Annotated in this window: 20 protein-coding genes and 1 other annotated feature; of the genes, 10 read left to right on the top strand and 10 right to left on the bottom strand. The window is 66.0% G+C overall.

Features of this window, described 5'->3' with window-relative positions:
- Nucleotides 1-33: 33 nt before the first annotated feature.
- The 9 genes from QM741_RS16610 to purM all read right to left on the bottom strand — a co-directional run bounded on the left by QM741_RS16610 (nucleotide 34) and on the right by purM (nucleotide 11,370).
- A complete protein-coding gene (locus tag QM741_RS16610) occupies nucleotides 34-387 on the bottom strand; it encodes a hypothetical protein (protein ID WP_415208746.1) in 354 nt (117 codons plus the stop codon).
- A gap of 282 nt (nucleotides 388-669) precedes the next feature.
- On the bottom strand, nucleotides 670-2,946 hold the full coding sequence (locus QM741_RS16605) for a molybdopterin cofactor-binding domain-containing protein (protein WP_415208745.1): 2,277 nt from the start codon (nucleotides 2,944-2,946) through the stop codon (nucleotides 670-672).
- A 5-nt stretch (nucleotides 2,947-2,951) separates the two neighbouring features.
- Nucleotides 2,952-3,455, bottom strand: coding sequence for a (2Fe-2S)-binding protein (locus QM741_RS16600; RefSeq protein ID WP_415208744.1), 504 nt, complete (start codon nucleotides 3,453-3,455; stop codon nucleotides 2,952-2,954).
- A 131-nt stretch (nucleotides 3,456-3,586) separates the two neighbouring features.
- Entirely contained in the window at nucleotides 3,587-4,270 is a 684-nt protein-coding gene (locus QM741_RS16595; protein WP_415208743.1) for a DUF3108 domain-containing protein, read from the bottom strand.
- Between the two features lie 68 nt (nucleotides 4,271-4,338).
- On the bottom strand, nucleotides 4,339-4,998 hold the full coding sequence (purN, locus tag QM741_RS16590; RefSeq protein WP_415208742.1) for a phosphoribosylglycinamide formyltransferase: 660 nt from the start codon (nucleotides 4,996-4,998) through the stop codon (nucleotides 4,339-4,341).
- Nucleotides 4,999-5,098: 100 nt separating this feature from the next.
- On the bottom strand, nucleotides 5,099-5,644 hold the full coding sequence (locus QM741_RS16585) for a hypothetical protein (RefSeq protein WP_415208741.1): 546 nt from the start codon (nucleotides 5,642-5,644) through the stop codon (nucleotides 5,099-5,101).
- Between the two features lie 385 nt (nucleotides 5,645-6,029).
- Entirely contained in the window at nucleotides 6,030-8,051 is a 2,022-nt protein-coding gene (locus QM741_RS16580; protein WP_415208740.1) for a hypothetical protein, read from the bottom strand.
- 613 nt (nucleotides 8,052-8,664) lie between these two features.
- Nucleotides 8,665-9,570 carry a G1 family glutamic endopeptidase gene (locus QM741_RS16575; protein ID WP_415208739.1) on the bottom strand — a complete coding sequence of 302 codons (906 nt, stop codon included), beginning with the start codon at nucleotides 9,568-9,570 and terminating at the stop codon, nucleotides 8,665-8,667.
- 735 nt (nucleotides 9,571-10,305) lie between these two features.
- Complete coding sequence (gene purM / locus QM741_RS16570) at nucleotides 10,306-11,370, bottom strand: phosphoribosylformylglycinamidine cyclo-ligase (protein ID WP_415209153.1); 1,065 nt, start codon at nucleotides 11,368-11,370, stop codon at nucleotides 10,306-10,308.
- A gap of 88 nt (nucleotides 11,371-11,458) precedes the next feature.
- Between purM and QM741_RS16565 the strand changes: the two genes are divergently transcribed.
- From QM741_RS16565 to QM741_RS16520, 10 genes are all read left to right on the top strand, one after another.
- A complete protein-coding gene (locus tag QM741_RS16565; RefSeq protein ID WP_415208738.1) occupies nucleotides 11,459-12,229 on the top strand; it encodes a DUF2066 domain-containing protein in 771 nt (256 codons plus the stop codon).
- Between the two features lie 7 nt (nucleotides 12,230-12,236).
- Nucleotides 12,237-12,824 (top strand): CDP-alcohol phosphatidyltransferase family protein, encoded by a 588-nt coding sequence (locus QM741_RS16560; RefSeq protein WP_415208737.1) that lies wholly within the window; start codon nucleotides 12,237-12,239, stop codon nucleotides 12,822-12,824.
- Nucleotides 12,821-13,990 carry an AI-2E family transporter gene (locus QM741_RS16555; RefSeq protein WP_415208736.1) on the top strand — a complete coding sequence of 390 codons (1,170 nt, stop codon included), beginning with the start codon at nucleotides 12,821-12,823 and terminating at the stop codon, nucleotides 13,988-13,990. Before QM741_RS16560 ends, QM741_RS16555 begins: the two co-directional genes overlap by 4 nt.
- Nucleotides 13,987-14,679, top strand: coding sequence for a DnaA regulatory inactivator Hda (gene hda / locus QM741_RS16550; RefSeq protein ID WP_415208735.1), 693 nt, complete (start codon nucleotides 13,987-13,989; stop codon nucleotides 14,677-14,679). Before QM741_RS16555 ends, hda begins: the two co-directional genes overlap by 4 nt.
- 56 nt (nucleotides 14,680-14,735) lie before the next feature.
- On the top strand, nucleotides 14,736-15,470 hold the full coding sequence (locus tag QM741_RS16545; RefSeq protein WP_415208734.1) for a 16S rRNA (uracil(1498)-N(3))-methyltransferase: 735 nt from the start codon (nucleotides 14,736-14,738) through the stop codon (nucleotides 15,468-15,470).
- 54 nt (nucleotides 15,471-15,524) lie between these two features.
- The gene (gene nudE / locus QM741_RS16540; RefSeq protein ID WP_415208733.1) at nucleotides 15,525-16,085 is read left to right on the top strand and encodes an ADP compounds hydrolase NudE; all 561 of its coding nucleotides are present in this window, start codon (nucleotides 15,525-15,527) and stop codon (nucleotides 16,083-16,085) included.
- Nucleotides 16,082-16,888: a 3'(2'),5'-bisphosphate nucleotidase CysQ gene (gene cysQ, locus QM741_RS16535; RefSeq protein ID WP_415208732.1), complete on the top strand. Its 807-nt coding sequence runs from the start codon at nucleotides 16,082-16,084 to the stop codon at nucleotides 16,886-16,888. Before nudE ends, cysQ begins: the two co-directional genes overlap by 4 nt.
- 60 nt (nucleotides 16,889-16,948) lie before the next feature.
- Entirely contained in the window at nucleotides 16,949-17,803 is an 855-nt protein-coding gene (gene mazG, locus QM741_RS16530) for a nucleoside triphosphate pyrophosphohydrolase (protein ID WP_415208731.1), read from the top strand.
- 188 nt (nucleotides 17,804-17,991) lie between these two features.
- Nucleotides 17,992-18,822, top strand: coding sequence for a hypothetical protein (locus tag QM741_RS16525; RefSeq protein WP_415208730.1), 831 nt, complete (start codon nucleotides 17,992-17,994; stop codon nucleotides 18,820-18,822).
- A 114-nt stretch (nucleotides 18,823-18,936) separates the two neighbouring features.
- On the top strand, nucleotides 18,937-19,320 hold the full coding sequence (locus QM741_RS16520; protein WP_415208729.1) for an MAPEG family protein: 384 nt from the start codon (nucleotides 18,937-18,939) through the stop codon (nucleotides 19,318-19,320).
- A gap of 770 nt (nucleotides 19,321-20,090) precedes the next feature.
- Here QM741_RS16520 and QM741_RS16515 read toward each other — a convergent pair.
- Nucleotides 20,091-21,313 (bottom strand): IS3 family transposase gene (locus QM741_RS16515; protein ID WP_415206723.1). Its coding sequence is split into 2 segments (ribosomal slippage): nucleotides 20,091-21,031 and nucleotides 21,031-21,313, totalling 1,224 coding nucleotides; the frame shifts between segments, so codons are not numbered across the junction.
- Nucleotides 20,922-21,038 (bottom strand) — a sequence feature (AL1L pseudoknot). It overlaps the preceding gene by 117 nt.
- Nucleotides 21,314-21,773: the final 460 nt, after the last annotated feature.

Raw genomic sequence — 21,773 nt, 5'->3', positions numbered from 1 at the left:
CCGCCCGAATGTGTCGAACGCACGTTATTGTGGTTATGGCTGATCGGCGTCCGACCCGGTCGGCGAGGCCAGTCCCCTGGCCTTGGCGAATTCGGCCAGCGAAAGCTTGCCGTCGTGATTGGCGTCGAGCTTGTCGAATTGCGCGCTCAGCGTCTTGTTGGCGGAAGCCTCGGTTCTGTCGATGTAGTTGTCGTGATCGAGGTCGAGCGCCTGGAAGCGCGCCTGCACGCTGGCAGGCGAATCCGCCTGGCCCGAGCGCTGCATCGGCGTGGACGGCGGGGTGAGGTCCGCCGGGTCTTGTGGCGGCGCTGCGAATGCCGCCGCGTTGGCCAGAGCGAAGGTGATGGTTGCGGAAACGGCGAGGATGCCGGGAATGCGGAATTTCATGGGAAGCTCCTTCTCGTTGTCGAGAACGAAGACCGCAGGTCTTCACGGAACGCCGAAGGCAAAACACCTCCGACGGCGCGGTCCGGGATTGGATCGCTGGTTGCGGCGGGCGCCGCGGCGGGTCCGAAGGTCGAGCCCGCAATGTCGACTGCTATGGTATCGACATTTCGACCATACCTCTGTTGGCACAACCTCGGCTTAATGCGTCGGGTTGTTACGGAAAGTGAAGATACCGCTTGCTATCTCCCGATGGGAGAAGGGAAGAAAAAGCAGCGCTTGCGCCTACAGAATCTTCCGCAACTGGTCGCCGATCGGCAGTTCGCGGATGCGTACCTGGGTCGCGGCGTAGATCGCGTTGGTCAGTGCGGGCAGGGCGCTCGGCAGCGCCATTTCGCCGGCGCCCGACGGCTCGTGCCCCGAGTCGACGACGACGACCTCGACGTCGTCCGGCGCCTGGCCCATGCGTAAAAGTGGATAATCGCCAAAATTGGATTGTTGTACTTTTCCCTCTTTCAGCGTGATGCCGAGTTTGAGCGCGGTGGAGAGGCCGTCGATCGTGCCGCCGATCGCCTGCGCCTCGAGGCCGAGCGGGTTGACCACGCGGCCGACGTCGATCGCGCAGACCGCGCGGTGGACGACGACGTTGCCGTCGATCGCCGAGACCTCGAGCGCGTGCGCGGCGTAGCCGCCGAAGGTGAAATGGCCGGCGATGCCGAGGCCGCGGTCCTTGTCGGGCTTGCGTCCCCAGCCGATCTTGTCGGCCGCGGCCTTGAGCACGGCGGCCATGCGGCCGGTATCGAACACGGGACCGCCGTGGCCCTGGTACGGCAGTTCGCGCGGCTCGCCGAGCAGCTTGAGGCGCAGCGCGAGCGGATCCTGCTTGAGCGCGACGGCGATCTCGTCGACGAAGCTCTGTACGGCGAACGCGGTCGCATTGTGCGCGGGCGCGCGCCACCAGCCGCGCGGCTGGCCCGATTCGAGCGGCAGCAGGGACAGGTCGAAATTCGCGATCAGGCCGGCGGGAAAGTCGTCGGGCGCGAGCGTGGAGGCCCATGGGGGGCTGTCCTTCATGCGCGCATCGCGGTGGTTGCGCGGCGTCGCCGCGCAGTGCGCCGACCATGCGGTGATCTCGTTCTTGCGGTCGAGGCTCGCGGCCATCTGGAACGTGCAGAACGGGCGATAGAAATCGTGGCGCAGGTCGTCGTCGCGCGTCCAGATCAGCTTGACCGGCTTGTCGGTCTGCCTGGCGATCAGCGCGGCCTCGGCGATGTAGTCGTTCTTCAGGCGCCGGCCGAAGCCGCCGCCCGCGCGCGCGAGGCGGATCTCGATCTTGTCGCGCGGCACGCCGGTGACCGCGCCGACGACTTCGGACGCGCCGTCGGGATCCTGCAGCGAGGCGATCAAGAGAACCTTGTCCTTCTCGACGCGGATCAGCGCAGCCGGCGGCTCCATCGTCGCATGCGCGAGGAACGGCACGGTGTAGCGCGCCTCGATCGTCTTGCGTGCGGCCTTGCGCGCCTTGTCGACGTCGCCGTCGCGGCGCACGGGCAGGGCGTTCTGCGCATTCGCGGGCTTGAGCAGTTCGTCGGCCTGCCTGTGCAACGCCTCGGTCGATTCGTCGGCGAACGGGCCGGGCTTCCATTCGATCTTGAGCTTCTCGCGACCCCTGAGCGCGGCCCAGGTGCTGGTCGCGAGCACGGCCACGCCGTCGGCGAGCGCGCCGTCGAACGGCGCGCCGGGCTGCGGGCCGGCGATGCGCACGACGTCCTTCACGCCGGCCACCTTGCGCGTTTCGGCGTCGTCGAGGCTGGCGCCGCCGCCGTCGATCCATGGCGAGCGCGCGACGACCGCGATCAGGGTTTCGGCGAGAAAAGCGTCGATGCCGAACTGCGTCTCCCCGGTGACGATTTCGCGCGCGTCGACGGTCGGCGTCGGCTTGCCGACGATCTTGAAATCCTCGGGCTTCTTCAGTTCGCGCGGTTCGGTCGGCAGATCGAGCTTCGATGCGGCATCGACGAGATCGCCGTAGGAAAGTGTCGTGCCGTCGGGCGCCACCACGTTGCCCGACTCGGTGCGCAACTGTCCGGCCGGGAGGTTGAGTTTCGCCGACGCGGCGACGAGCAGCAGCCAGCGCGCGGTCGCGCCGGCCTGGCGCAGGTCCTTCCACGCGGTCGGGATGCTCGTGCTGCCGCCGGCGCTCTGGTCGCCGTACTTGTCGGATGCGCCCTTGTCGGTTTCGACGTAGCCGTACGGCAACTGCTCGACGCGCACGCGGTTCCAGTCGACGTCGAGTTCCTCGGCGATCAGCATCGGCAGCGAAGTCTTGACGCCCTGGCCGATCTCGCAGCCGCGCGCGCCGATGGTCACCGCGCCGCTCTTCTCGATGCGCACGAATGCGCCGAGCGAGGTCGGCTCGATGCGCGCGCCGAGGTAGGGCAGTGTGTCTTGCGCGTTCGCCGAGCGCCAGCCGACGACCAGCGCGCCCGACGCGGCGGCGCCGGCGACGAGGAAGCGGCGGCGCGAGGGATTGGCCGGGGCCACATCGCCGGGGGGACGCATGCGCTTCACGATTTACCGCCTTCGCGCGCCGCGCGTTCCTTGGCGATTTCGGCCGCGCGCTTGATCGCCTTGCGGATGCGCGGATAGGTGCCGCAGCGGCAGAGGTTGGAGATGCGGCCGATGTCGTCGTCGTTCGGGTTCGGATTGCGCTTGAGCAGCTCGGTCGCGGCCATGATCTGGCCGGCCTGGCAGTAGCCGCACTGCGCCACGTCGATCTCGATCCAGGCCTGTTGCACGGGATGCAGTTCGCTGCCGGCGAGGCCTTCGATCGTCATCACTTCCTTTTTCGCCAGCGTCTTCATCGGCGTCACGCACGCGCGCTGCGCCTTGCCGTCGACCAGCACGGTGCAGGCGCCGCAGGCGCCGACGCCGCAGCCGAACTTGGTGCCGGTCAGGCGCAGGGTGTCGCGCAGGTACCAGAGCAGCGGCATCGCCTCGTCGCCGTCGAAACGGTAGGCGCGGCCGTTGATGCGCAGCGCCACCGCCTTGTCGTCGTCAGCCTTGGCCATGGCCGGCGCCGGAGGCGTCCTGGCCGGGTGAGTCGGAGTGGTCTGCATGGATCGCCTCGCGTCGGATGCGGCATTTTCGCATTGTTGAGGCGCCGGGCACACCCGGTCGGCGCCCGCGGCGGAGGCGCTTGCTATTTCTGCTTCAACTCCAGCACCACCGTCGAGCCGTCGCCGGAGATCTGCTGCACCTTGACCGGCAGCAGGCCGACGCTCGGTGCGTACCAGTTGACCGCCTTGCCATCGCCGCGTTCGACCCGGGTGGCGGCGAAGCTGCCGGCCGGAACCTGGACGGTTTCGCGGTTCGCGACGACGTAGCGCTGTTGCTCGACGCGGTCGCGCACGGCGACGGGCACGCTGATCTCGTGCGCGCCGTCGACGACGGCCGCGGCGAGCAGGAGCTGCAGCGCGCCGCGGTCGGTCGTGCCGGGCGGCGTCGGGTAGGTGAAGCGGTCCTTGTTCTCCTGCGAATGCGCCTGCCGTGCGCCGGCGTCGAATTCGATGTGGCGCGTGCGGCTCTTGATCATCGAGCTTTGCCGGTAGTCGTAGACCACGCTTTGCGGCTTGCCGCCGTTCCAGCGGAATACGGACTCCTCGCGCACGTCGATGCCGAGCAAGCGCGCCTTGCCGGACGTGCCCTTGGTCTCGCTGACCAGGGTCCAGGTACCGTCGCCGTTCTGTTTCAGGCTGAAATTCGAATCGCCGATCGCGGAGCCGTCGCGCGTGACCGTGTAGACGGCGTTGGCCGGTTTCAGTTCCTCGGCGCAGAGGGTGCCGGTGACGAGGGCCAAAAAGAGTCCGAGGGCGATCGTGCGCATGGCGGTTTCGATGTCGTGGGAAACGCGCGGCAGTCTGACGCGCGGCGACTGAACGAAACCGGTATCGTTCAACCCAGTTCGCCGTCCGCATGCAGACGCAGTGGCGCCGGAAGCGGCCGTCCGTTGCGGACGACGTGATCGCCGTCCAGAACGATGTCGCCGTCGACGATCAGGCGCGTCGTCGCGACGAGCAGGCGGTGTTCCAGCGGCAGCAGCCGCGCCGCCAGCGACGCGGGCGTGTCGTCGGCGAGGACGGGCAGCGCGACCTGTGCGATCACCGGGCCGCCGTCGAGTTCGGCGGTGACGAAGTGCACGCTGGCGCCGTGCTCGGCATCGCCGGCGTCGAGTGCGCGTTCGTGCGTGCGCAGGCCGGGATATTTCGGCAGCAGAGAAGGATGGATGTTGATCATGCGGCCGCGCCATTGCCCGACGACGGCCGGGTCGAGGATGCGCATGAAGCCGGCGAGCACGATCAGGTCGGGTGCGAATTGCGCAGCCTCGGCGAACAGCGCGCGGTCGAACGCGGCGCGATCAACAAAATCGCGTGGACGCATCGCGCGCACGGCGATGCCCGCATCGCGCGCACGCGCGAGCGCGGCGCAGTCCGGCCTGTCGGAGCAGACGGCGACGACGTCGGCGGGCAAGGTGCCGGAATGCGATGCGTCGATCAGCGCCTGCAGATTGGAGCCGCGCCCGGAGCACAGCACGACGAGGGAGAAACGCGCCACGACGAGATCCCGCCACGAGAAGGTGCGGCAGCCTAGCTCAGCGCGATGCAAAACTCACGCGGGGGCGCGTTGCCTGCCGCCTCGCCGCACAGGTGCCTGCCTATCTGCGATGGTGGAGCGGCATCGAATCCGGATTGGCGGCCATGCCCGGATCGGGCATGGTCTTTTGCGGCCCGTCGACCGGATGCGTCAGCAGCGCGCGCAGGCTCAGTTGCGTGCCGGACGTGTACGTGGCGGAAAAACGATCCGGCGCGACCGAACTCCGCGCGATCGGCAACAACGTCTGCACGGCCTTGCCGCGGAACGAGCGGTATTCGTCGCGGCTCTTGCCCTGCAGCCAGAAGTAATACTGCCCGCTCGACGGGATGCGCAGATGCTGGATGCCGGTGCTCAGCGGATAGGCGAACGTGTAGCTCGGGTTCTCGCAATCCGGGTGACACGGCACGACGACGAGGCTCTGGAAACCGCTCAGGTTGTGTGCGTCGATTTCGAAGCGATCGCCTTTGTGCAGCGGACGCGAAGCATAGAAGATCGCCGGATTGCTGGCGGAGACGATGAAGTCCACCGACGGAGCGGCGGTTTCCGCGCCGGCGGGCGACGCCGCTGTCGAGACAAGAACGAGCAGACAGGCCACTACGATTTTCATCGGATTTCCTCCTCGATATCGATCGGAAGATTTCGTCATGGTGGAAACGGAACACATTCCTCGCGCGGCGGCGGACGTTCGCAATGGGCGATCCGGCGCATGCGCTGCGATGCGTGCGGCTGCCAGCCTACGCCTGCCACGCATGGCGAAACAAGCTTTGATGCGTGACGGTCGAATTTCCCGTCATTCCGGCAGGGATTGCCGGAATCCAGTCACAAGGACGTGAACCTCACGGATACCGGTACGTTGCCATCCGTGGCACTGGATTCCCCTCAGCCCGCTGTCGCGGGCTTCGACCCTGCCGGTATGACGTCAAAAGTGAGTCGCCCGGATATCCCTCCGCGCTCCTAGCGGCGAATCGGGCTTTCGCATCTCGGCGGACGCATCAATGCCCGCAGCCGGTCTGCGGCGTGAGGTTCTGCTCGTCGATCGTGCCCGACAGCCCGGTGTACTCGCCTTGCGTGAAGTTGTACTGGAGCGTCATCGCCGTGCACGAGGTGAACGTGATGTCCGCGGTGCCGACCTGCGTTGCGAGCGTGCGCGTGGGGGCATCGAACGCCCCGCCGATGACGGCGTAGATCGGCACCTGCTTCAGGCTCGGATCGCCGGGCGTATAAGCCGCCTGCAGCGTGAACCAGCGCAGGCTGTCCGCGCCGCTCTGGTTTTCCGCCTGCGGCGCGTAGGTATACCACGCGGCGAAGAACGTGCCGAACGTGGGCGAAAAATTCACCACCAGCCCTTGTCCGCTGGTATTCGGGTCGTACCAGGCGCCGGAATAGTAGAAATCGGCGTCGATGAACCCGGGCGTGGCGCCGGTTGCGGGAACGGTCGTCGTGCAACCTTCGCCGCCGGTTAGCCGCGCCTGCGCGATCGTTCCGCTGCGGCCGTCGTCGAAGCGGTAGCCCAGGCTGGCGTGGCTGCAATCGTGGAAGGTCAGCGTCGCCGAACCGACGGCCACGGCCTCGGCTTTCGGCAGCGCGTCGAATTTGCCGCCGCCGCTCTGGTAGAGGGTCAATGCGTAGCTCGAACCATGCGGCGAGGAGACCTGGCCCTGCAAGGTCAACCACAGCGGATTGCCGTCCGCATCGAAGGTGAACCAGCCGCCGAACAGGCCCGCAAGGCCGTCGCTGTTCTGGTCCGGAATCGATTGCAGCACCAGCCCCTGGCCCGAAGTGGATGCGTTGTACCAGGAGCCCGACACGGCAAGCTGGTTGGCATCGAACGGCGCGGCCGCAACCACGCTCTGCACGAGCGAGGGCGAGGGCGAGCCCAGTTCGGTCAGGTTGTCGTTGCGCACGGTCAGCGCATGGTTGCCGGTGGTGGCGAACGCGGTCACGCAGCGCGCCAGTATCTGCGGCACGTAATTGGTTTCCAGCTTGGTTGTCTGCACAGGGGCGAGCGTGCTCACCGGCACGCTGCGGCACAGCACCGTGTCGCCGTCGTAGAACGTCAGCGTATCGTCGGAACTGCCCAGCCAGTCGCCGAAAGCCGCAACGAGATCGACCGCCTGGCCCACCTGCGCCGTCGGGGCGCTGCTCGTTTCGCTCAGCGTGTACGGCGGCGCCAGATTGGTTTGCCAGTAAGCCGCGTTGGTCGCGGCATTGTGCGCATCGCCCGAGTAGGCGGCGGCGACGTTGCCGGCCAGAAGGTCGGCGCTCATCGGCGCCGTGCAGGTGGCGACGCCATCGACCAGCGGCACGTTTTCGCACAGCGCGGTCGTGGACGACGTCGACGCGGCATTGCTCTTCACGCTCAGCGTCAGCGTGCCGGTCGGCACATTGCCGAACACGCGCGCCTTCAAGGTGACCGTGTTGCCGTCGGCCGTGGCCGGATCGACGTAGGTGATGCCGCTGATCGCCGGCAGGGGAGCCGCCGAAGTGCAATCGCTCGACCACGGCGTCGAACCGGTAACGGCGTTCAGCGCAAGATCGAGCGCGGTCGGCGGATTGGAAGCGGGAGTCAACGGATTCGGGCACAGGCTTTCCGTCAGGCCCGTCGTGGTGGGCGGCATCGGCACCGTACCGCTGAGTAGGTTGTAGCCGACGGCGAAGGTTTGCAGAACTGGCACATTGGTCAGTGCCGGTACGGACCCCGTCAGATGATTGAAGGAAATGTCGAAGTACTGCAGATTCGGCAGGTTGCTCAACGCCGTGGGCACGGTGCCGGTGAGCCAGTTGCTGCCGACCAGAAAATTCTCGAACTGCTCGAATCCGCTGATGTTCGGCACGCTGCCGGTGATTTCGTTCCCGCTCACCAGGAAATTCTGCAATTGGATCATTCCACTCACATCAGGCAGCGCTCCATCGAGGTAATTCTGCATGATGTTGAAATAAACCAACTGGCCAAGCTCGGTCAGTGGCGGAATGCTGCCGGTCAGGCGATTCGAGTCCAGTCGCAGGTAACGCAAATTCGTCAGCCCGCCCAATGATGGGATCTGGCCTCTGAGTCGATACGGGTACGATAAATTCCCTGATAGATTAAGATGGGATAGATGGGATAATCCTGTCAATGGCGGAATGGTGCCGGATAGAGTCTGGCCATTGAGATCCACATACTGCAATTGACTCAATCCCTGCAGCTTGGGAATCAGACCATTGAGAGAATTGACATACTTTGGAGGGCCCTCCCAACCAGTCCATGGTGTATTCGCGAGTTTCAATGTTTGTAATTGAGTCAGATTTGTCAGCGCAGGCAGCGTTCCATTGAGATAATTCCCAGTCAGGTCAATGGAAATGACATGCTCTCCCTGCGTGTCGCAGGTGATGCCATACCATTGACACTCGGTACCGGGTGCGCCGTTCCAACCGGTGTTTGTCAGCCACCGGTCACCCTCGGTAGCCGCATACAAGTTAAGTAGAACCCTACGCTCGGTGGCCGGGATTGTGGCGTACGCCGCCGTGCCGGCAAAAGTCAGCACGGCGGCCAATGCGGCCAGCGCCGCGAACCATTTCGTGGATGACGTGCGCATGGCCATACCTCTCAGAGTCGCTGATGTCGAGTTTCAGTCAGTACAACCATCCTCAATGGGGTTGATAGTAGGTGACGTCGAAGTCTTCGCCATTGGTGCTGATCGCGCCCGGCGAGGCGAGGATTTGCAAACCGCTGAGCACGTTCTGCTCCAAGTCGATCGCCGACAGCGACGAACCCGATGTGAGTGGATAGCAGGTCACCGTGCCGCCGGTATACAGCGCCGTCGTCCAGCAGGAATTGCGGAAGCCGACGACATGGAAGTTGGCGAGCGGCAAGACTCCCGAGGAAGACGATGGAGCCTCGGCGATCCATTCCGTCGAATTGCCGGGAGCCGGAGTGCCCGGAACATCGAAATGGACGCATGTGCTGCTGGTGAAATTGCAGACGCCCATGCGGGCGACGTTCGTGTGGCCGGTACCGCTATCGAGTGGTATCCAGAGCGTCACCGCGCCGACCTCGTCGCCGTGGTGAGCAGCCGGACTGGTAATCTTCACTTCGCTACCGGTATCGGTTGGGCCGCCGACGATCTCATACCAGAAATAGTAGCTGGTGACGCCGCTTGCACTAATATCCTGCGTCGATCCAGATTGGATCAGCGGTGCCGAACCGGAGCCGTAACCTCCGCCGATGCCGGGCCAGACCGACGAATAATAGCCGATGCTCGAATAACCGGGACTGGGAACGGTGACCGTCGGAACGACCCACCCGGATTGCACGTAGCGGGACGAGTTGCTGATCTGATAGCCGGACCAGTTGCCGCTGAGGTAGCTGTCGGTGACCGAAGAATACGCGGTGCCGCTGGAAATCCGGCCGTGGACGATGCCGGTCGATTGGCATTCCATATGGTCCAGCCACGTTACATTCAGTCTCGCCGCCTTGGCATAGAACGATTCCGCGTCTTGCGACATGCTGATCGTCGAAGGGGCGAACTGCGTTCCCGGTTTCGGCGTTCTCACGATGGCGCCGCCACAGTTGGTGGTCGGGTAGCTATCGGCCTGATCGAACGTCGTGAATTGCTCCGTTTGGGCGCATGCCAAGCCGGTACAAAGAAACGTCAGGCTCGCAAGGCAACGGGCGGCGAGTGACGAGTGACGAGTGAACGATTCGCGGTTTTCATAAAATTCCCTCTTCAAAAAAGACCATGAAATCGGTGGGCACTTCCCTGTGCGGGCGCCGAGACGAGGCCGGCTTCAATGGCGGCGTCGGGTGTTGAGTCGGCCGCATAAAACTTGCGCGGATTTCCCATCTGCACTGCATTCGAGGTTTGGACAATTGGACGCGCCTCCCGAACGACTCGGGAGGCTAGCGCATGTCATGTTAATTTCAGCATAAAATTTCGAGGTATTTATTATCTCGATGGATCGAGGCCTATGAGGGTGATTCAATCGATACCACGCACCGTTTCACGCTTCGATGCCCGGACGAGAAGGGGGGCGTGTGGAGGCAATGCTCCGAACTCGAGCAAGCCGGCTTTTTGCTCGTCATTCCGGCAGGATCGAAGCCCGCGACAGCGGGCTGAGGGGAATCCAGTGCCACGGATGGCAACGTGGCGGCATCCGTGAAGTTCACATCCCTGTGACTGGATTCCCCTCGATCGGCTGTCGCCGACCTGCGACCCTGCCGGAATGACGTTATTTGTTTGCGAAAGTCTCGATCAACCGGCGATGTCCGCGATCGACTGGGCGCCTCCTTCAGGCGATATGCACACGTTCCGGCGAGCCTGCGGCGACGATCTCGCCGATGCGCCATGCGGCGAGTCCGAGTCCGCGCAGGCGATCGAGCGTTGCCGAGACGTCCGACTCGGCGACGATCAGGGTGTAGCCGATGCCGCAGTTGAACGTGCGCCACATTTCCGCCTGCGCCACGTTGCCTTCGCGTTGCAGCCAGTCGAACACGGGCGGCAATTTCCACGTCGAACTGTCGAGCGCGATGCCGAGTGCGTCGGGGACGACGCGGATGATGTTTTCGGTCAGGCCGCCGCCGGTGATGTGGGCCATGCCGTGGAGAGCCGGGAATCGAGAATCGGGAATCGGGAATCGCGCAGAGTTTTCGCCGCCGCAGCCGAGCAATTCCAGGATCGGTTTGACGTAGATCGTGGTGGGGGCCATCAAGGCGTCGGCGAGTTTGACGCCACCGCCGAGGTCGAGGTCGAAAGGATTGCCCGCGCGCGCGGCGATCCTGCGGATCAGCGAATAGCCGTTGGAGTGCGGGCCGCTCGAGGCGATGCCAAGGATCGCGTCGCCCTTTTGTATCCTCGAACCGTCGATCAGCGCCGACTTCTCGACCGCGCCGACGTTGAAGCCGGCGAGGTCGTATTCGCCCGGAGGGTACATGTCGGGCATCTCGGCCGTCTCGCCGCCGATCAGCGCGCAGCCGGCGAGTTCGCAGCCGCGCGCGATGCCGCCGACGACGGCGACCGTGGTGTCCACGTGAAGCTTGCCGGTGGCGAAGTAGTCGAGGAAGAACAGCGGTTCCGCGCCCTGCACGAGCACGTCGTTGACGCACATGCCGACGAGGTCGATGCCGATCGTGTCGTGGCGGCCGAGTTGCTGGGCGAGCTTGAGCTTGGTGCCGACGCCGTCGGTGCCGGAGACGAGCACGGGGTCGCGGTAGCGCCCGGCCAGCTCGAACAGGGCGCCGAAGCCGCCGAGCCCGGCCATCACTTCGCGGCGGAACGTGCGCGCGACCAGCGGCTTGATGCGCTCGACGACTTCCTCGCCGGCATCGATGTCCACGCCGGCGGCGCGGTAGGTCAGGGATTCTTTTTCGGCGGACATGGACGCGCAGCCACGGAAACAGGCGCGCATGATAGACGTTGCCATTGCGATTGGGCAGTATGTAGGCATGTCGAATACATCATGGAAAGCCCGCCTGCTCGGGATCGCACTCGGCCTCGCCCCGGTTTTTGCCGTTGCGGCGGGCGTTTACACGGGCACCGCGCCGGTCGCCACGCAGTCGGACCGGGACCGCGCCACGGCGCTGCGCGCGGCGCTGGGACAGGCCGTCACCCAGGCGGCGAAGGGCGATGCCGGCGTGCTCAAGCGCCCCGACGTCGCGCGCGCGCTGACGCGCGCCGAGCGTTATGCGCGCAGCTACAGCTATCAGCCCAACCCCGCGCCGAATTCGGACCCGAAAAAGGCGACGCCGAAGTTCCTGCTCGTCGTCGCGTTCGATGCGGCACAGATCGACGCGTTGGTGCGCGAGCCCAGCGCCGCACCGGCGTCCGCAGCGGCAGCGGCCGGCGCCGCGGCTGCGTCGGGTGCGACCAGTGCGTCGCCGGCAACGGCGGCGTCGATGCCGACCAATGCAGATTCGTCCGCACCCGCGCCGAATGCCGCAGCCGTGGCGGCTTCCCCCGGCAGTTACCATCTCTGGTTCAGCGGCCTGCGCTCGGCGGAGGATTACGCGCGCCTCGTCGGCGCGCTCGACAGCAGTCCGGAAGTGCGCGCGCTGCGCGTGGATCAGGCGCACGGCAACGTGCTCGAGGCGTACATCGACGCGCGCGGCTCGCTGCAAAACCTGACCGACGCGCTGGCCGCGGCGCGAATTGCGCACGCGACCGGCACGCAACCGCCGGTCGAAGGCGTCGATGCGGTGCTCGATTTCGAACCCTGAGGCGCGCATGACATCGGCATCGGACAGCCGCTCCGCATGGCGCCATCTGCCGAACGCGATCACGCTCGCGCGCATCGCGCTCGTCGCGCCGCTGGTCTGGCTGATCGCGCACCGCCGTTTCGAGGCCGCGCTCGTCGTCGTCGCCGTGGCCGGTGCGAGCGATGCGCTCGACGGCCTGCTCGCGAAACGTTTCGGTTGGCGCAGTTGGCTTGGCGGCGTGCTCGATCCACTCGCCGACAAGCTGCTGCTCGTCGCCAGCTTCGTCTCACTTTATCTGGCTGGCGCGATTCCCGGCTGGCTCGTTTGGCTCGTCGTCGGCCGCGACCTCGTCATCGCGATCGGCGCGACGGCCTATCATTTCCTGGTCGGCCGCGTGGTGCCGCAGCCGTCGTTGCTGTCGAAGGTCACGACGTTCCTGCAGATCGTCTGCGCGCTTGCACTGCTGCTCAAGCTCAGCGGCGTGCTGCCGCTGCCCGATGCGGTCGACGCGACGCTGGTCTGGCTCGTCGCGCTGGCGACCGTCGCGAGCGGCGTGCACTACATCGTCGTCTGGTCGTTCAAGGCCGCGAATGCGCGGCGGAGGAACAACGCATGAATCCGACCGCCAATCTGCGCTGGCAATTGCTGGCCCTGTGCGTGCTGCTCGTCACGGCGCTGTATTTCCTCGCGCCGGTGCTGACGCCGTTCACGATCGCGGCGATGTTCGCCTACCTGTTCGATCCGCTCGCCGACCGGCTCGAGCGCTGGAAGCTATCGCGCAGCGCCGCAGTCAGCATCGTCTTTCTTGCGCTGTGCTTCGTGGTCACGCTGATCCTGTTGCTGGCGATACCGTATCTCTCGCGCCAGGTCGCGGCCTTCGTCGGCCACCTGCCGCAGTGGCTGGCGTGGATGCAGGACGTCGCCGTGCCGTGGCTGCGGGAACGCTTCGAACTCGATTTCGAGCTGCCCGACATGCAGCAGATCGTCGCCATGCTGCAGGACCACTGGAAGGAGGCCGGCGGCGTCGCCACGACGGTCGTCGCGGGCGTGTCGAAGTCGAGCTTCGCCGTGATCGGCTGGATCGCGCGCCTGGTCGTCGTGCCGGTGGCGTTCTTCTACCTGCTGCGCGACTGGGACGTGATGATCGCGAAGATCAACGACCTCTTGCCGCGCTCGATCGAGCCGACGGTGACGCGCCTCGCGCGCGAATCCGACGACACGCTGTCGGCCTTCGTGCGCGGCCAGCTTTCGGTGATGATCGCGCTCGGCATCCTCTACGCGATCGGACTGTGGGCGGTCGGCATCGACGTGGGGCCGCTGATCGGCCTGATCGCGGGCTTGATCAGCTTCGTGCCGTATCTCGGAAGCATCACCGGCATCCTCATGGGCGTGATCGCCGCGCTGGTGCAATACGGCGACGTCACCCACGTGGCGCTCGTGCTCGTGGTTTTCGTCGTCGGCCAGTTGATGGAAGGCTATGTGCTGGTGCCGCGGCTGGTCGGCGAGAAGATCGGGCTGCACCCGGTCGCGGTGATCTTCGCCGTGCTCGCCGGCGGCGAACTGTTCGGTTTCCTCGGCGTGCTGCTCGCGCTGCCGGTCGCATCGGTGCTGATGGTGCTGCTGCGCTACGCGAACGAGCGCTATCGCGCCAGCCTGCTCTATGCGCACGAAGGCTCCGCGGTCGAGGCGGATGCACACGCTGCGGCCGCCGCGGCCGCGTCCGGCACCGCAGAGGCGACGCCGGCGGCGGATTCCGCATCGCCCGCGGACGCGCACGCATGAAGCCCGACCAGCTTCCGTTGGCGATGCGCTGGCCGGCGCAGCAACGCCTGGAAACCTTCCTCGCGGGAGACAACGGCACGGCGCTCGATCTCGTGCGCCGCGCGGCGACCGACGCCGAAGCGCCGTGGGCGTTCCTCGCCGGTGCGCCGGCGAGCGGCAAGACGCATTTGCTGATCGCCGCCTGCGCCGCCGCGAGCGCGGTCGGCCGGCGCGCGCAATATCTCTCGCTGCGCCATGCCGCCGCAGCGCCCGATGCGATCCGCGCGCTCGGCGGCAGCGACCTGCTGGCGCTCGACGACCTCGATGCGATCGCCGGCGACCGCGGCGCCGAACACGCGCTGTTCGACCTCTACAATCGCTGCAAAGTGGAAAAATGTACTCTGATCTTCGCCGCGTCGCGTGCGCCCGCGCAGATCGGCATCGGCCTGCCCGATCTCCTCTCGCGTCTGTCGGCGTGCGCGCAGGCACCGCTCAGGCCGCTGACCGACGAGGGTCGCCGCGAAGTCCTGCGCCAACGCGCGGCGGCGCGCGGAATCGAACTCGACGACGCGGCGCTGGCGTGGCTGTTCGCGCGCAGCGAGCGCGATCTCGCCAGCCTCGCCGCATTGCTCGACCGTCTCGACCGCGAATCGCTCGCGGCGAAACGGCGCGTGACGGTGCCGTTCCTGCGCAAGCTGCTGGCCTCCTAGATCCGCTCGTCCCCGACGGACGCGGCGAATCGCGCCGCTGCGTTATAATCGCGCGAATGCGCATCCCGCGAATCCACACCGACCAGCCGTTGCGCGCCGGCATCGAGGTGCTGCTGCCCGAACAGGCCGGCGAGCACCTCGCGCGCGTGCTGCGCCTGGAGCGCGGCCATCCGCTGATCCTGTTCAACGGCGACGGCCGCGAATACGACGCCACGCTGGCGCAGCTCGCCAAACGCGCGGTGACGGCCGAGGTCGCGCGCGCGCGCGAGGTCGATCGCGAATCGACGCTCGACATCACGCTGGCGCAGGGTATTGCGCGCGGCGAGAAGATGGACTGGATCCTGCAGAAGGCCACCGAACTCGGCGTCGCGCGCATCGTGCCGCTCGTGACCGAGCGCACCGAGGTCAAGCTCGACGAGGAACGCGCGCAGCGCCGTGTCGCGCACTGGCGCCAGGTCGTCGCCGGCGCCTGCGAGCAGAGCGGGCGCGCGCGCCTGCCCGAGATCGCGGTGCCGCAGCGACTCGACCGCTGGCTCGGCGATCTCGATGGCGGTGCCGCGCTGCGCCTCGCGCTGCTGCCCGAGGGCGACGCGGGCCTGCGCCAGTTCGCGCGCATTGAAAACGGCGTTCTGCTTTGCGTCGGTCCCGAGGGCGGTTTCTCCGACAACGACGTCGCCCAGCTTCGCCAGGCGCGATTCCACGGCCTGCGCCTGGGCCCGCGCGTCCTGCGTACCGAGACGGCCGGCATCGCGGCGATCGCGGCGCTGCAGGCCTGGTTCGGCGATTGGTGAGGTCCGCCCGACGGCATCGAACGCTTTTGTTCCCGCGCACGGTAGAATAGGCCGATGCGCGATCCCCCGATCATCCATGCCCGACGCAGCGTCGACGGCAGCCGCTTTCTCAAGGTCGAACAGCTCGACCTCGAATTCTCCAACGGAGTGCACCGCACTTACGAGAAGCTCAGAAGTTCCGGCCTCGGCGCGGTCATCGTCGTGCCGATGCGCGACGACGACACCGTGCTGCTCGTGCGCGAATACGGCGCGGGCATCGAGCGCTACGAACTCGGCCTGACCAAGGGCCGCCTCGACCGCGACGAAACCGTCGAGCAGGGCGCGGACCGGGAACTCAAGGAGGAGATCGGCTACGGCGCGCGCGATCTGCACATCCTCGGCACGTTGTCGCTGTCGCCGTCGTACATGAGCGCGATGACCCACGTCGTGCTCGCGCGCGATCTCTATCCCGAGCGCCTCGTCGGCGACGAGCCGGAGGAACTCGAAGTCGTGCCGTGGAAACTGTCCGAACTGCACACGCTGCTCAACCATCCCGAGGTCAGCGAAGGCCGTTCGATCGCCGCGCTGTTCATGGCGCGCGAATACCTCGCCGGCCGTTACCGGCCGCGCGCATGAGCCTCGATCACGCCGCGCTGGCGCGCGAGTGCGCGGCGATCGCGCGTGCGGCGGGTGCCGCGATCATGCGCATCTACGACGCCGACTACACGATCGAGCGCAAGGACGACGCATCGCCGCTGACCGCCGCGGATCTCGCCGCGCACCACGCCATCGTCGACGGGCTCTCCATGCTGGCGCCGCGGCTGCCAGTATTGTCGGAAGAATCCGTCGAACAGGCATCGTGGGGCGAGCGCCGTGGCTGGACGCGCTACTGGCTGGTCGATCCGCTCGACGGCACGCGCGAATTCATCAAGCACAACGGCGAATTCACGGTCAATATCGCGCTGATCGAAGAAGGCGAGCCGATGCTCGGCGTGGTCTACGCGCCCGCGCTCGGCGAGATGTACACTGCCTGGCGCGGCGGCGGCGCCCACGCCGAAACGCCGCAAGGTGGAAGCGTGGCGATTTCCACTCGCGCACACGCGACCCCCCTCGTCGTCGCCGGCAGCCGCTCGCATGCCGATCCGCGCATGTCGGCGGCGCTGGAGAAAGTCGGCGCCCACGAACTGATTGCCCTTGGTTCCTCGCTGAAGTTCTGCCGCACGGCGCAGGGGCGCGCCGACCTCTACGTGCGCTACGGCCCGACGAGCGAATGGGACACCGCTGCCGGCCAATGCGTGCTCGAACAGGCCGGCGGCGGCGTGACCCGGCTCGACGGCACGCGCCTCGCGTACAACACGAAGGAATCGCTGCTCAATCCCGACTTTCTTGCCTTCGGCGACGTGTCCGTGGATTGGGCGCAGCTACTGCGCGCCGAATAATTTTTTCTACCGTCATTCCCGCTTTCGTGGGAATGACGAGCAAAAGCACAGAGAAAAGAAATGGCGAACACGATCGACGACCTGCTGCGCATCATGGCTACGCTGCGCGACCCCGAGCGCGGCTGCCCGTGGGACGTGAAGCAGAACTTCGCCACGATCGCGCCATACACGATCGAGGAAGCCTACGAAGTGGCCGATGCGATCGACCGCAAGGACTACGCCGACCTAAGCGACGAACTCGGCGACCTGCTGCTGCAAGTCGTGTTCCATGCGCGCATGGCCGAGGAAGCGGGACACTTCGCGTTCGCCGACGTGGTCGAGGCGATCTGCGCGAAGATGGTGCGCCGCCATCCGCATGTGTTTCCCGACGCGGACGGCAAGCTGCTCGGCGTCGAGGACGCCGATGCGCAGACCGCCGCGTGGGAAGAACTGAAGCGTCGCGAGCGCGCGGGCAAGGGCGAAGCGGATACGAGCGTTCTCGCCGGCATCGCGCGCGGACTGCCCGAATGGCAGCGCGCGCACAAGTTGCAGAAACGCGCCGCGACGATCGGCTTCGACTGGACCGATCCCGGCCCCGTGCTCGACAAGCTGGAAGAGGAAATCGGCGAGGTGCGCAGCGAACTCGCGGCCGCCGCTCGAATCGCGGCCGACGATGCCGCGGCGCTGGCCGACAACCGCGCGCGGCTCGTGGACGAGGTCGGCGACGTGCTGTTCGTCGCGGTCAATCTGGCGCGGCTGACCAAGATCGATTATTCGCAGGCGCTGCGCGCGGCGAACGCGAAGTTCGAGCGCCGCTTCCGCCGCATGGAGGCGCTGGCGGCGGCGGAAAACACGCAACTCGACGGCAAGTCGCTCGCCGAGCAGGATGCGTACTGGAATCGCGCCAAGGCCGAGGACAAGGCGGGGTTGCTGTAACCTGCGACCGCACTGCCGTGGAAGCCGTTTCGCCCCGCTTATCGAGACTTTCGTAAACAAGTGACGTCATTCCGGCAGTCCCTGCCGGAATGACGAAAAATTCAATCGTCACTCGTTTACGAAAACCTCAATAAACCCTTTCGCTGTCCGTCGCATCCAAGCGTCGGCAATCCATCCGGAGAACACCGATGCGCCCGATTCTGGTTTCACTTCTGCTGCTTTCCTCCCCGTTCGCGCTGGCCGGCGAATGCCGGTTCACTGCCGAGCGCCATCTCGACATCGACCCGGCTGGCGTGCAGGCGCTGCGCATGGAACTCGGCGCAAGCGACCTCGACGTGCGCGGCGACGCCGCGGCGACGCGCATCGAAGTGCGCGCGAAGGCCTGCGCGTCCGAACAGGCGTGGCTCGACGAGCTGCAAATCCAACAGAGCCGCGAGGGCGGCAAGGCGGTGGTGAAGCCCGCGCCGCGCCCCTCGCACGACGGCCTGTTCGGCAAGCAGTACGCCTACCTCGATTTCGTCGTGCGCGTGCCGGCGAATCTCGCGATCGAAGTGGACAGCGGCTCGGGCGACACGCACGCGGCCAACCTCGCCTCGCTCGACTACCATGCGGGCTCGGGCGACCTCAATCTCGATCGCGCCGTGGGTGCGGTCGCCGTCACGATCGGCTCGGGCGACGTCGTCGCCAGCCACGTCGGCGGCTTCAAGGTCGTCAGCGCGGGCTCGGGCGATCTGCGCGTCGAGGACGTGCAGGGCGACGTCGCGATCGGCCACGTCGGTTCGGGCGACCTGTCGTTCTCCGACGTACGCGGCAGCGTGCGCGCGGAGTCGATCGGCTCGGGCGATTTCAGTGCCGAGAAGGTCGGCGGCGATGTCGCCATCGGCACGATCGGCTCGGGCGACGTCAGCGCGAAGACGGTCGGCGGCAATCTCATCGTGCGTTCGGCAGGCAGCGGCGACATCCACCACAGCGGCGTCGTCGGCAAGGTCGAGGTGCCGAAGCGGCACGAGGACGATTGATTCGTTCGAGCGAAGAGCCTTGCCGCAGGTTCCGGCGCATTGCAGAATGTTCGCCTGCATGCCGGCCAAAGTCGCATTGCGACCGCGGCGGCCGTTCCTGCGAGGAAAAGCGTCATGCCCTGGATCGACCTCGTCACCCTGCTCGCCGTGCTCGAATTCCTCGGCATGGTCGTGCTCGTCGGCCGCGCGCGCGTGCGCTACCAGGTGCGCGCGCCGGCGACGACCGGCAACGAGCACTTCGAACGCTGGTTCCGCGTGCAGCAGAACACGCTGGAAACGCTGATCATGTTCCTGCCCGCGTTCTGGATCGCCGCGCACTACTGGCCGGCGATGTGGATCGCGCCGATCGGCCTCGTCTATCTCGTCGGTCGCGTGCTGTATCTCGTCGGCTACGTGCGCGATCCGCGTTCGCGCACGCTCGGCTACCTGCTGAGCGCCCTGCCGGTCGTCGTGCTCGTTGCGCTCGGTCTCGCTGGCGCGATCCGCAGCATGCTCTGACGTTGCCATCCCGATGCAACTCGTTCATCGTTCCGGCGCAGGCGGGGATCGCCTCTGCTCGTCATTCCCGCGAAAGCGGGAATCCAGCTCTTGCTTTTGCTCTTTGCCTTTTCAAAAGCCAAAGCTTCCACTCGCCTTCGGCGAGCGGGTGACTTTTCTTTGCACGTGCAAAGAAAAGTCACCAAAAGAAACACACCCCGGCGCATTGCGCCCTTCGCGCATTCTGCGCTGCGGGTCCGCGCCAGCGGCCGGGTTCCGTTGATGGCACATCCGTGTGCCACAACGGAATGCGCGCGATCCTCGCGCGCACCCCTGCGGGGCCTTGTCGTCCGCTGCCGCCGCAATGCGATGGGGACCCCGGAAGATCAACAGCAGCGCGCTCCTGCGCGCTTTTTCTTCCCTTCTCCCACCGGGAGAAGGTGCCCCGAAGGGGATTTCGAATATGGTTGACAGGTGGTCAAATCGGGTGTTTGCTTACCGCGACGATCTGTTCATAAACGCTTACACGAGAGCCGTGACCAGCGTGGCCAAAGGGATAAACCGGATAGACGGAGGGTTACAGGCTCGAGGTCTTGCGGGCTCATCTCTATACAACCCGAAGGTCCGCGCTGGGATAGCGACGAAGGCTCAGGTGCTCAATGTCGATCGCGAACGGATTGCTTTATTGAATTCACGACGGCTATGACCGACCGCAAGCTCGACACGTGCGATCTATCCAGCGCGCCATCAAGTGAACCGCCCCGGGAACGTCGGAGGCTGGTTGGTGTGAGTCAAGCCGCCATCGGCATCTCACGGTGTTGCTGTTGCTGATGATATATCGCTTCGGCTTCCGCCGGCGGTCGGTGTCCGATCGAGGAGAGTAGGCGGTGGTGGTTGAACCAGTTCACCCACGCCAGCGTCGCCATTTCCACGGCTTCCAGGTTCGGCCAGGATCGGCGGTGGATGACCTCGGCCTTGTACAGCCCGTTGATCGTCTCGGCCAGCGCGTTGTCGTAGGAGTCGCCCACGCGGCCGACCGACGGTTCGATGCCGGCCAGCGCCAGCCGCTCGGTGTAGCGGATCGACACGTACTGCACGCCGCGGTCGGAGTGGTGGATCAGGGCTTGCTGCACCGGTCGTCGATCGTGCAGCGCCTGCTCCAGCGCGTCGAGCACGAAGTCCGTGCGCGCCGATCGCGACACCTTCCAGCCGACGATGCGGCGCGCGAACACGTCGATCACGAAGGCCACGTAGACGAAGCCCGCCCACGTCGACACGTAGGTGAAGTCGCTGACCCACAGCGCGTTCGGACGGTCGGCGTGGAACTGCCGGTTGACGCGATCCAGCGGGCACGGCGTGGCCTTGTCGCTGACTGTGGTCTTCACCGGCTTGCCGCGGATCACGCCTTGCAGGCCCAGCCTGCGCATCAGCCGCTCGACCGTGCAGCGCGCCACGCGCACGCCCTCACGCAGTAATTGCCGCCATACCTTGCGCGCGCCGTACACCTGCAGGTTCTCGGCGTAGACGCGCCGGATCGCCTGACACAGGTCGTCGTCACGACGCGCCCGCGCCGAACGTCGATCCGGATGGCGACGTTCCCGCGCGTGGCGGCGGTACGTCGACGGAGCGATCGGCAGCACGCGGCAGATCGGCTCGACTCCATGGATGGCTCGGTGATCGTCGATGAACGCGATCATGGCTTGAACCGGCGGTCGAGCTCCGCCTGGGCAAAATACGCCGACGCCTTGCGCAAGATCTCGTTCGCTTGGCGCAGTTCGCGAATCTCTCGCTCCTGCGCCTTGAGCCGATCACGCTCGGACGTACTCAACCCCTCGCGCCGGCCTTCATCGACCTGCGCCTGCCGCACCCAGCGCCGCAACGTCTCCGACGTGCAGCCCAGCTTGCCGGCCACCGAGGCGATCGTCGCCCATTCCGAGCCGTATTCGGCTTGGTGCTCGCGCACCATCCGCACCGCTCGCTCTCTCACTTCCGCAGAATACTTCGTGTTTGTCATTGCTCCATCCTCTCAAGAGTGGGAGCCTCCGACAAACCCGGGGCGGTTCAAGTTGGATCGGCCCGCATTCGTGCGAGGCTCCTCCCTCATCCGCCCTTCGGGCACCTTCTCCAGGGGGGGAAGGGATAAAGAATGGGCGCGCGGCTTTTGATCTTCCGGTGCCCGTTTGCCGCGGCGAGGGCAGGACGGAAATGTCCGTAAGGATCGCGCGCACGATGCGCGCGAGTTCGTTGTGCGCACACGGATGTGCGTTCAACGAACCCCGTCCTGACCTCGCGCACCGCCGCAGGCGGCGCGGCATCCGGGGTGTGTTCTCTTTGGTCACTTTCTCTTGCACAAGCAAGAGAAAGTGACCCGCGCGCGGGATGCGCGCGGAAAGGCGAAGGGACGCGATGGCAGACTGCAACGACATTCGTTCAATGGCATCCGTGCAGTCTGGATTGACTCGCAACATCCTGTT

The sequence above is a fragment of the Rudaea sp. genome, assembly GCF_047601565.1.
Taxonomy (GTDB): domain Bacteria; phylum Pseudomonadota; class Gammaproteobacteria; order Xanthomonadales; family Rhodanobacteraceae; genus Rudaea.
The sequence above is the reverse complement of the archived record's forward strand: the minus strand, read 5'-3'. Positions and strand labels throughout refer to the sequence as shown.